Source organism: Kribbella sp. NPDC054772 (assembly GCF_053611945.1).
This window is the reverse complement of the sequence record NZ_JBSHBJ010000001.1, coordinates 52,764-62,659: the sequence shown is the minus strand read 5'-3', so window position 1 is coordinate 62,659 and position 9,896 is coordinate 52,764. Positions and strand designations below refer to the sequence as shown.

Sequence of the window (9,896 nt, the reverse complement as noted above, 5' to 3'; positions counted from 1 at the left end):
CGCCCCGCTCCCCCCCCCCCCCGTGGGTGCTTGTGACCCCCACCCACCCTGGTGGCGGCGATCTATTTTGTGTGCGCGCCGCACCCCAGGTGCTGGTCACTGCGGCACCTCGGAGAGTTTGTCCATGAGGCGCGCGGCTAGGTGCAGGAGGTCCTGCTCCGTGGGGGTGAGCGTCGTGTCCATCGCCTTGGCGAGGAAGGTGTCGCGGCGCCGGCGGTCCTCGCGGACGAGCGTGGTCCCGGCGGCGGTGATCTTCAGCAGTACCTGCCGTCGATCGGCGGGATTGTCAGCACGACTGATCAACCCCGCGGTGACCAGCTCGGTGGTCGCGCGCATCATGGTTTGCGGCGTGACCCGCTCGGCAGCCGCCAGCTCCGCGTTGGTCTTCGGACCCTCGCGCTCCAACCACCCGAGCGCGTTGAGCTGGGAGTAGCTCAGCTCCCCCTCGGGCCGCTCCTGACGCAACCGCCGGACCAGGCGGAAGAGGCTGGTACGGATCTCGTGGGCGGCAGCATCCGAAGCAGGCATACCATCAGCTTAGCTGATGATCTCAATCATCCTCGTCGTTGCGCAAACGCACCCCGGTGACCCCGTCCAGGTCGTCCAGCGCGAGCACCAGGTTCTGCAGCGGCGGCCGGCCGGAGAACCGCATCGACGCCCGCACCTGTGGTCGCGACCCGTCCCGGTGTACTTCGGTCCCGAGCACCGACGCCTCGAAACCCATAGACGTCGCGGTCGACAGGATCGACCGGAGTACGCCGGCGCCGTCGTCGTACCGCACTGTCACTGTGCGGCGGCGGTCCGGGGACGGCAGGAAGCGGGCGAGCCGGGCGAACGGGCCGACGGCGACGAGGTGCAGCACGGTCGCGGCGACCGCGAGGACCGGCATGCCGGCGCCGCAGGCCATCCCGATCGCGGCCGTCATCCAGATCGTCGCCGCCGTGGTGAGCCCGCGGACGACGTCACGGCGCATGAAGATCACGCCGGCGCCGAGGAAGCCGACGCCGGAGACGATCTGGGCCGCGATCCGGGACGGGTCCAGGTTCACGTCCGTCCCCAGGACGGCGGTGAAGCCGAAACCGGAGACCAGGGTGAAGAGTGCGGCGCCGGTGCCGACCAGGGTGTGCGTCCGCATGCCGGCGCTCTTCTGCCGCATCTGGCGCTCGATGCCGATCAGCATCGAGAGCACGAACGCGATCAGCAGGAGCAGGAGTTCGGTCCAGGTACTGGACGTTTGGAGTTTCATGATTCGAGTCCGATGCCCGGCTTACGCGGACACCAGTCCTACGGGGTCCTTTCCGTTGAGGAACGCGGCGACGGCTTCGGCGGCGATCGAGCCGGCCCGGTGCGCGGTCTGGCGGGTGGCGCCGGCCAGGTGCGGCGTCATCACGATGTTTGGAGCGGTCAGCAGCCTCGAGCCCGTCGGCAGCGGCTCGGCCGGGAACACGTCGAACGCCGCGGCCCCGAGCTGCCCGGACTCCAGCGCGCCCACCGTCGCGTCGTAATCGAGCAACCCGCCGCGCGCGGTGTTCACGAGTACGGCGCCACGTGGCATCGACGCGATCTGTTCGGCACCGATCATTCCGCGGGTCTGGTCGGTGAGTCGCGCGTGCAGACTCACCACGTCCGAGCGCCGCAGCAGTTCGTCCAGTTCGACGAGCTCGATGCCGTCCGGGGCCTGATCGACGAACGGGTCGGCGACCAACACCCGGGCGCCGAAGGCGAGCAGGACCCGAGCGACGCGCTGCCCGATCGCGCCGTACCCGATCAGGCCGACTGTCGAGCCGTCGAGCTCGACGCCGCACTCGTTGTACGCGTAGAGATCGGAGCGCCACTCGCCCTGCTCGAGGGTCTTCTGCAGTCGCGGAAGGTTGCGCAGGGCCCCCATCATCAGCGCGATCGCGTGCTCGGCAGCCGCGACCGCGTTCCGGCCCGGCGTCGACGCGACGGCGATCCCGCGCTTCGCAGCGGCCGCCACGTTCACGTTCACCGGACCGCCGCGACAGACGACCAGGAAACGCAGGTCGGGCGCCGCGTCCAGCACTCGCTCGGTGAACGGGCCCATCTGGGTGACCGCGAGCTCGACCCCGGCCAGCGCCTCGATCAGCTGGTCCTCCACGTCACTGGCCTCGTCCACCTCGGCAACGCGCCCGTACGGCGTCAGCGGCCAGGGCAGCGTCAGCTCGCGGAACTCGAACCCGACGTCCGGGATCGTGCCGAGGGCCGCGGCCAGCAGATCGTTGCGGACAAAGTGATCGCCGGCGAGCAGGGTCTTGACGGTTCTCATCGAACTCCTGGGAAAGTAGGTGCTGGGTCGGACCAGCGCGGGCGGGCCGCGTCGATGCGGCGCAGGTAGTGGGCGTATCCCTCGGCGTAGAACGCGGCGCGCTCCGGATCCGGGTCGACCTGGCGGGTCTCCGCGATCCACTCCGCGCCGGCGCTGTCCGGGTCGACCGCACGGCGCGCACAGATCACGGCTCCGCGCGCCGCAACCTGCTCGGCCTCGGCGGTGTGCAGCGGCGCATTCAGTACGTCAGCGAGGATTTGGGTCCACTCGCTGCTCCGCGCACCACCCCCACACACCGTCACGCGGCCGGTCCACCCTGCTGCATCGAGGCAGTGCCGAGCGGCGTACGCGATGCCTTCGCAGGTCGCGCGGACCAGGTCGGCGGTCGTCGTGGACAGCGAGATGCCGTCGATCGTGCCGCGGGCGCGCGTGTCGACGAACGGCGCGCGTTCGCCGGCTTCCGAGAGGTAGGGCAGCACGGTGACGCCAGATGCGCCGGGTGGGCTGTCCGCGAGGAGCGACGGTAGCTGATCGGTGCTGACGCCGACGAGGGCGAGCACGCGATCGAGGGCCGCCGTACCGACCATGGCGGGCATCGCGCGGAGCCAGACGCCCGGGGTCCACGTCCCGAGGAAGAGGCCGGCGGGTTCACCGTCGACGGGGAGCTCACGCGTGACGACCTGGCAGGCCAACGTTGTACCGACGGTCAGGAGCGCGTCGCCGGGCTCGGTCACACCGGCGCCGGCGGCTGCGGCCGGGAGGTCGTACGGGCCGGCGGAGACTCTGGTGCCGCGGGCCATGCCGGTCGCGTCGGTCCGCAGTTCGCCGACGGGACCTTCGGGCTCGACCGGCGCGAGCAGATGACGCAGTTCACCGAGACCGGTCGCGGCGAGCGCGGCGTCGTCGTACGTGTTGGTGCGCGGATCGAGGAACGGCGCCGACGCGTCCGAGACATCGGTCGCCCGGACACCCGTGAGCTGCTGCATCACGACGTCCTTGCAGTACGCCGCCGTACCGGAGCGCTCGATCACGTCGGGCTCCTCCGCGAGTACGGCGGCCAGCAGCGGCCCCGATGCGCCCGGGAACATCCGGTTTCCGGAACGGCGGAACACGTGTTCCGCGACCCCGTCCGTGGTCCAGCGCTCGAGGATCGCGCTGCTTCGCGCGTCCAGCCACGAGATCGCCGGGCGGGCCGGCGTACCGTCGGCGTCGACGAGCCACAGGCCGTCGCCCTGGGCGGTGATCGCCAGCACCCCTGGACGGTCCCCCACCGTGCCGGCCAGCTCCTTCACCACCTCGTTGACCGACGCAACGATCTCCGAGGTGTCATGCTCGAACCGGCCGCTCGCCGGCCGGACCAGCCGGGTCGGCCGGGAGGCCACCGCCACCGGACGGCCGGCGTCGTCGAAGGCGACCGCCTTGGTCACCGTGGTACCGACGTCGACGCCAACATCCATACGCCCCTCCTAGTGTCCTGAGCCGGAAGTTCGGCGAGTGATCAGAGTTTGGCGACCTCCACGGTCACGCCGTGGTCGCGCAGCGGGGTGATCAGGTCTTCCGGGGTCTTCTCGTCCACGACGACGATGTCGAAGTCGGTCAGCGGGGCCAGCCGGTGCAGGGCGGTGCGCTGCAGCTTGCCGTGGTCGACCAGCAGCACCTTGGTCTTCGCCGAGCGCAGCATGGCCCGCTTCACCAGGACGATCTCCTCCTCCTGGTGGAACGCGTGCGTCGACGACACCGCCGACACCGAGCAGAACAGCAGGTCGGTGTGCAGCGCCTCGACGGCCCCCGCGCACGGCATCCCGCCGAACGAGTCGTGGGTCGCCGAGTAGATCCCGCCGAGTGCCAGCAGCGTGATGTCGCGCAGCTGCGACAACCGGGTGATGGCCGGCAGGAAGTTCGTTGCCACGGTCAACGGGGTGATGTCCTCGAACAGGTCGACCAGAGCCAGCGCGCTGGTCGAGTCGTCGAGCATCACCGACATCCCGGGCTCGATCATCGCCCGCGCGTGCCGGGCGATCGCGGCCTTCTCCGCGTGCGCGGTGTTCAGCCGGTACGCGACGTTGCTCTCGAACACGCTGGTCGGCTGCGCGCTGACGCCGCCGCGGTACTTGCGGACCACGCCTTGGCGTTCGAGCTCGTCCAGGTCGCGGTGCACGGTCATCACGCTCACGCCGAACGCTTCGACCAGGTCGTTGGCCGAGACCGAGCCGTGCTTCACGACGTACGCCGCGATCTCGGCCTGCCGGCGCGCGGGACGGCTCAGTTCGGTGGTGTCACCGTCGACATCCGATGTCATGCCAGGGTCTCCAAACGCAGTGCAGGAATCAGGGGTGGAACGTTGTACGCCTCGAGACCCACTGTGCCGTCCTGCCAACGGAAACGCACCAGTGCCGCGGGACCGAGTGCAGGTAGCAGTCTGCGGTAGTCGTTCAACCGCAGCCCGAGGACCCTGCACACGAGCAGCCGGATGAGCGTGTTGTGAGCGACGACGAGGACCTTCTGCCCCTGGTACTGCTTGCCGATCTCACCGAAGACCTCATGGACCCGATCGGCCGCGGCGACCGGGTCCTCGCCACCCGGCAAGTGGTTCCGCACCGGGTCGAGCTCGAACGCCTTGCCCACCGCCGGCGGCATCTCGCCGAGCATCTTGCCCTCGGCCGAACCGAAGTCGACCTCGCGCAGCCGCGCGTCGAGCGTCGGCGTCAGACCGAGTGCCTCGGCGGTCGGCGTAATCGTCTGCCGGGCCCGCAGCATCGGCGACGCCCAGAGCACGTCGGGCGCATAGTCGGTCGCCCAGTCCTTGAGCTGCTGCGCTTGCTGTGCGCCGACCTCGTCGATCGGAAGGTCCGTGGAACCGGTGTACCGGTTGCCGTGATGCCATTCGGTCCGGCCGTGCCGAGCCAGAACGATCGTGGTCTTCATCCCCGGTACCCCCTGCGGTCGAGCTCGGCGACGAACTCGCCGTACAGATCATCAAGTGGCCGGTTGCCCGGCTCGAGGACACGGTCGACACGAACCATCCGTTGCGCCGTGCCGGTCAGGTCGGTCCCGCCGGACGCCGCCAGGACAGCCATGCCGTACGCCGGGTCCGGTACCGCGGGAAGTTCCACGGGTACGCCGAGAACGTCAGCGCGAAGCTGGTTCCAGTAACCGCTCCGGGTGGCGCCGCCGGTCAGTGAGACCGAGCGCACCGGGTCGGCCCCGAGCGTCTCGAGGTGCTCGAAGGCGAGTCGCTCGATGAACGCGGCGCCTTGCAGAACAGCGGCGTACGTGTGCAAGTCGTCGGGGGTGCTGCCGAGGGTGAAGCGCTCGGCCTGCGGCGCGACGAAGGGGAACCGCTCGCCGGTTTTCGCGATCGGGTAGGTGACCGCGTCGATCGGGTGCGCGAGCCCGTCCAGAGCGTCGAGGTCGGCTCCGGGGAGAAGCTCGGTCAGTACGCCGGCGCCGGTGCTCGATGCTCCGCCGGGGAGCCAGCCGCCGTCGGGGTGACGGTGGCTGTAGACCGCACCGGTCGGGTCGGTGATCAGGTCGGCGCTGACGCCTTTGAGCACGAGGGTCGTGCCGAGGACCGAGTTCCAGGCGCCGGGTGCGAGAGCGCCGGCAGCGATCTGAGCGGCGCAGCCGTCGGTCATGCCGGCGTAGACGGGCACGCCTTCGGGGGTCCGGCCGAGTTCGGTGCCGGGCCGTACGACGTCCGGGAACAGGGTGAGCGGGAGGCCGAGTTTGTCGAAGGCCGCCGCCGGCCAGGACTCGGCGATCAGGTCGTAGCCGGTCTTGAGGGCGTGGCTGGTGTCGGTGGCGACCGGATGGCCGACCAGGTGCGCCGCGACGAAATCGGCGCTGTGGGCGACCCGGCGATCCGCGAGGTCGTCACTGTCGGCGACCAGATCGAGGATCTTCGGCAGCGCCCAGGTCGGTTGCATGCTCGTCGCCCAGCGATCCGGATCCGCGTCCACGATCTGACCGCGACGGGCGGCCGCGCGCGCGTCGTCGTACATCAGCGCTCGCGTGACGGGCCGGCCGGTGCTGTCGGTCAGCAGGAAGGTGCCGGAGGTGGAGCAGATCGCGATGCCCTCGAGCCCGGCCGCGCCGACCTCGGCCAGGACCGCGTCGACGGCGCTCAGCCAGGACTGGGGATCCTGCTCGTGCCGGACGCCGTCGCGGTGGCTCGCGAGCGGGCGCGTTGCGCGGGCCAGAACGCGGCCCTTGGCATCGGCCAGCACGGCCCGCACACTTTGCGTGCCGAGGTCGAGACCGATCCAGGCCACTGAACGCCTCCCAAGTGAGTGTTATCTGTGTTGATAACATAACACCAGAAAACGATAAGAACGCGCCACCCCTGGTCCGAACCCGGACACACAACGGCTCCCGTCCGCGGTGAGCGAACGGGAGCCGGGAGCTGGAACTGCAGCGATCAGGAGTGCATGAGGATCAGGGACGGGTCCATCGTGGCCAGTTCGAGCCGGCCTGCGTCGACGGCGCCGTACGCCCCGATCGGGCCGCTGCTGCGGCGGCCGCTGCGATTGGTCCAGAAACCCCAGCCGGCCGGTGCGGCGGGCCAGGTCGGGTCCGGTGTCCAGCCGACCGGCGGTCGCCAGCTCGCGCTGGGCGGCTCCGGCCAGTCGGGTGGCGGGTTGAACTTGTGCACGAGCGGCCCCTTCGGATTCCCCAGCGATCCGCTGATCGCGACTGCTGACAGATCAACGACCTGGCGCGCCGAACGTCACGAACAAATCTTCGTAAAGTTTCGGTCTGCACACGGCCACTTATCTCACCACCGCAGCCACCCCCCGGCAAGCGTGCTCTCACCTGGCGGACTGCACGTGCATCGGCACCCGCTTTAGTTGCCTTCTCCACAGATCGCGGAGAGTTGTCCACAGCAACCGTCCACATATCCACAGCCGGACCGCTTTATTCACAGGTAATTCTGTGGATACGCAGGGTTACAGGTCGTCGAGGCGGGCCTGGACGCGATGGTGGTCGGTGAGGGACTCGGTCAACGCATAGCCCAGCGAGCGGTAGGCCTCGAAGTCCCACTCGTCGTAGAACTGGTCGCCGGTCGTGCGGCGCGGGAAGTCGGCGTGCTCGACGGAGTACTGCTCCAGGTCCCAGTCGAGGTGGCCGGCCAGCACGGCCTTCACGAAGAAGATCTCGGTCTTGTACGGCTTGTCCTCGCCGTCCTCCACCGGATGGGTCGCGATGCCGTAGGCCCAGGCCCGGTCCGCGCGCGGCTTGCTGCCGCGGATCATCGGGGACGGGTCGATGTCGATCTCGATGCCGTGGTCCATCCGGGCCGTCGCGGTCGCCTCGGCGAGAGCGGTGAAGCGGTCCTCGACGTCGTTCGAGGCGTCGATGACGATCACCTGCGCCGGCCGGCGGCGGAGCGCCTCGACCAGTCCGAGGTTGTCGTAGTGACCACCGTCGGTCACGTAGATCCGGCGCTCGTACATCGACGGCGACCCGACCGCCTCGTGCAGCAGGCGGTACGGCCCGGGCTTGTCGATCACGCTGCCGACGTACCGCCGGAGCTTCGGGAAGAACCCGTGACGCTCCGGGAAGGCGGGACCGCTGCGGTTGTTCCAGTACGGGTTCGGCAGCCAGACGCCCAGCCGCGCATTCAGTACGGCGAGCAACAGCCGCACCGGCCGGGTCCGGCTGTTCGCCCGCCCGGTCAGCGGACTGAGCGCGGCGCCGCTGATCGCCATCGCGGCCGGCACCGTCACCTCACGCTTCAGTACGTCGGCCTCGCGCTCGTAGTCCGCCGTCTGGCGCTGCCCGCCGTCCGGCAGCGACCGGTCGCCGACGATGCCGATCTGGTGGGCGTCGAACACGAACGGCACGCAGCCCCGCTGGGTCGGCACGAAGTCCGGGTCGTCGACGTTCGCGACGCCCGCGATGACGAGCTGCGGGCCGCCGTCGACCGGGTTCGCCCAGTCCGAGTACCGCAGCCGCAGGTGGTAGTCGAGCGCGACCGCCGCGCCGTTGTCCTTGCGCGTGACCAGGAACGCGCGCGACAACCGCTCCCGGTAGAACGAGTGCAGCGAGGTCCGGTTCGCGTCGGTGAGCACCTTGATCGCGAGCGCGATCGCCGCCAGCACCAGCGCGACGTTCCAGTCCTCCTGGTACGTCGTGTCGGTCGCGTACCCGCCCGTCCAGCGGAGCAGCACGATGACCGCGGCGACCACGATGATCGCGCTGCCGGCCCACGGCGCGAGCTTGGTGCGGGCGAACACCAGCAGCTTCGCGCGCATCCCGGTCGCGGCCTTCCCCTCGACCATCAAGCCGTTCCACACCGTCTTACCGAGCCCGATCAGGACGACGACCAGCGCACTGAACGACGCCACGCCCTGTTTCGTTGGGTCCACCAACGCCAGGAGCGCCGACGGCAGACTCGGCGAATCCGCGGAATCACCGGGGATCTTCCCCAACAGATAAAGGCCTCCCGGCACACCGAGCAACAGGACCGCGACCGGTACGCCGTACCGAAGGGTCACGTTGCCGATCGTGGTGAGGATCGACCGGACGATGTCGGGCATCCGGGCCCAGCGGTCCCAGACCTTCTCGATGAGGAACATCAGCGCGCTGACCGCGAGCAGCGCCACCGACAGACCGACGAAGAACCACGAGTCGTTCGGACGCCAGTCGACGTGGATCTCGGAGCTCTGCGAGACGACGACCTTCTGGTCGGCGAGGAACCAGCCCAGCACCCACGCGATCGCGCGCAGCATGATGCCGATCAGCAGGAGGTTCACGACGAGCCCGAAGAGCACCGACAGGGCCGCGCGGAACATCGCCCGCCCACCCGACAACAGGTAGCGGGTCTGCCGGCGCAACCGCGCCAGCTCCGGCGATCCCGGCGAGAACGGGTCGGCGCAGGTACGACGCAGTACGTGGAAGGCCGCGGCCATGTAGCCGCCGCCACTGACACCGATCACGGTCGACGCCTTGTCGTACAGGCCGCGCTCGCGAAGGAGTTGCAATGCGCCGAGGCAGAACGACGCCGAACGGATGCCGCCGCCGGAGCAGGTGATGACGAGGCGTCCGGCATCGCGGTGGTCGCGTTTCGCACGGCGGAACGTCGCGGGCGGTACGGGCGCCACGCCGTACCACTTGCGTTGGCCGCGGCGGCTCGTCGCGAGCAGGCAGCCGGCGAGGATCAGGGCACCGGCCAGGAAGACCGCGCGCATCAGCCAGGTGATCCAGCCCGCCGAGAGGTCGGCGCACGGGCGGAGCCGAAGTCGCTCCACAGCACGAGGTCCTCGCCGACGTCGAGCACGGCCGCGACCAGGACGACCCCGAACCCGAGGGCCGCGATCCGCTGCCAGGACTGGCGATCGACGAACCTGACGTACTTGTACGCGCGGAACGCGGCGTACACGTAGGCCATCACGAACGTCGCGTCGACGAGGAGCGAGAGCCGGCCGGGCACTTCACAGCCGAGGGCCGATCCGGCCGCCTCGTGGACCGCGGCGCGCATCGGCACCTGGACGATCGCGAGGACGACGGCGAGCTGGAGTGTGTTGGTGAAGGTCCGGCGCCGGCCGATCTGCTCGATCGTGGCGTCGCCAGTGGTGCCGTCCGATTCCCCGAGCATCGCCCTATGATG

10 protein-coding genes are annotated in these 9,896 nt (G+C 69.7%); all 10 read right to left on the bottom strand.

The window, feature by feature from the left end; all coding sequences use genetic code 11:
- Positions 1-96: 96 nt before the first annotated feature.
- Positions 97-528, bottom strand: a complete 432-nt coding sequence (locus tag ACWGID_RS00295; RefSeq protein ID WP_452192965.1) for a MarR family winged helix-turn-helix transcriptional regulator — start codon at positions 526-528, stop codon at positions 97-99.
- A gap of 22 nt (positions 529-550) precedes the next feature.
- Positions 551-1,246: an MgtC/SapB family protein gene (locus ACWGID_RS00290; protein WP_452192963.1), complete on the bottom strand. Its 696-nt coding sequence runs from the start codon at positions 1,244-1,246 to the stop codon at positions 551-553.
- Between the two features lie 21 nt (positions 1,247-1,267).
- Positions 1,268-2,287 carry a 2-hydroxyacid dehydrogenase gene (locus tag ACWGID_RS00285; RefSeq protein ID WP_452192961.1) on the bottom strand — a complete coding sequence of 340 codons (1,020 nt, stop codon included), beginning with the start codon at positions 2,285-2,287 and terminating at the stop codon, positions 1,268-1,270.
- Positions 2,284-3,744: an FGGY family carbohydrate kinase gene (locus ACWGID_RS00280; protein ID WP_452192959.1), complete on the bottom strand. Its 1,461-nt coding sequence runs from the start codon at positions 3,742-3,744 to the stop codon at positions 2,284-2,286. Before ACWGID_RS00280 ends, ACWGID_RS00285 begins: the two co-directional genes overlap by 4 nt.
- A 41-nt stretch (positions 3,745-3,785) precedes the next feature.
- The gene (locus ACWGID_RS00275) at positions 3,786-4,586 is read right to left on the bottom strand and encodes a DeoR/GlpR family DNA-binding transcription regulator (RefSeq protein ID WP_452192957.1); all 801 of its coding nucleotides are present in this window, start codon (positions 4,584-4,586) and stop codon (positions 3,786-3,788) included.
- Entirely contained in the window at positions 4,583-5,212 is a 630-nt protein-coding gene (locus ACWGID_RS00270) for a histidine phosphatase family protein (protein ID WP_452192955.1), read from the bottom strand. Before ACWGID_RS00270 ends, ACWGID_RS00275 begins: the two co-directional genes overlap by 4 nt.
- Complete coding sequence (locus ACWGID_RS00265; protein WP_452192953.1) at positions 5,209-6,558, bottom strand: FGGY-family carbohydrate kinase; 1,350 nt, start codon at positions 6,556-6,558, stop codon at positions 5,209-5,211. The genes ACWGID_RS00270 and ACWGID_RS00265 overlap by 4 nt, the downstream gene beginning before the upstream one ends.
- A gap of 146 nt (positions 6,559-6,704) precedes the next feature.
- Positions 6,705-6,938, bottom strand: a complete 234-nt coding sequence (locus ACWGID_RS00260) for a hypothetical protein (protein WP_452192952.1) — start codon at positions 6,936-6,938, stop codon at positions 6,705-6,707.
- 295 nt (positions 6,939-7,233) lie between these two features.
- Complete coding sequence (locus ACWGID_RS00255; protein ID WP_452192950.1) at positions 7,234-9,537, bottom strand: hypothetical protein; 2,304 nt, start codon at positions 9,535-9,537, stop codon at positions 7,234-7,236.
- Positions 9,477-9,884 carry a hypothetical protein gene (locus ACWGID_RS00250; protein WP_452192948.1) on the bottom strand — a complete coding sequence of 136 codons (408 nt, stop codon included), beginning with the start codon at positions 9,882-9,884 and terminating at the stop codon, positions 9,477-9,479. Before ACWGID_RS00250 ends, ACWGID_RS00255 begins: the two co-directional genes overlap by 61 nt.
- Positions 9,885-9,896: the final 12 nt, after the last annotated feature.

What these genes read in the sequence shown, in the direction of transcription:
- ACWGID_RS00295 (WP_452192965.1), bottom strand. Translation starts at nt 528, where the DNA reads ATGCCTGCTTCGGATGCTGCCGCCCACGAGATCCGTACCAGCCTCTTC.
- ACWGID_RS00290 (WP_452192963.1), bottom strand. Translation starts at nt 1,246, where the DNA reads ATGAAACTCCAAACGTCCAGTACCTGGACCGAACTCCTGCTCCTGCTG.
- ACWGID_RS00285 (WP_452192961.1), bottom strand. Translation starts at nt 2,287, where the DNA reads ATGAGAACCGTCAAGACCCTGCTCGCCGGCGATCACTTTGTCCGCAAC.
- ACWGID_RS00280 (WP_452192959.1), bottom strand. Translation starts at nt 3,744, where the DNA reads ATGGATGTTGGCGTCGACGTCGGTACCACGGTGACCAAGGCGGTCGCC.
- ACWGID_RS00275 (WP_452192957.1), bottom strand. Translation starts at nt 4,586, where the DNA reads ATGACATCGGATGTCGACGGTGACACCACCGAACTGAGCCGTCCCGCG.
- ACWGID_RS00270 (WP_452192955.1), bottom strand. Translation starts at nt 5,212, where the DNA reads ATGAAGACCACGATCGTTCTGGCTCGGCACGGCCGGACCGAATGGCAT.
- ACWGID_RS00250 (WP_452192948.1), bottom strand. Translation starts at nt 9,884, where the DNA reads ATGCTCGGGGAATCGGACGGCACCACTGGCGACGCCACGATCGAGCAG.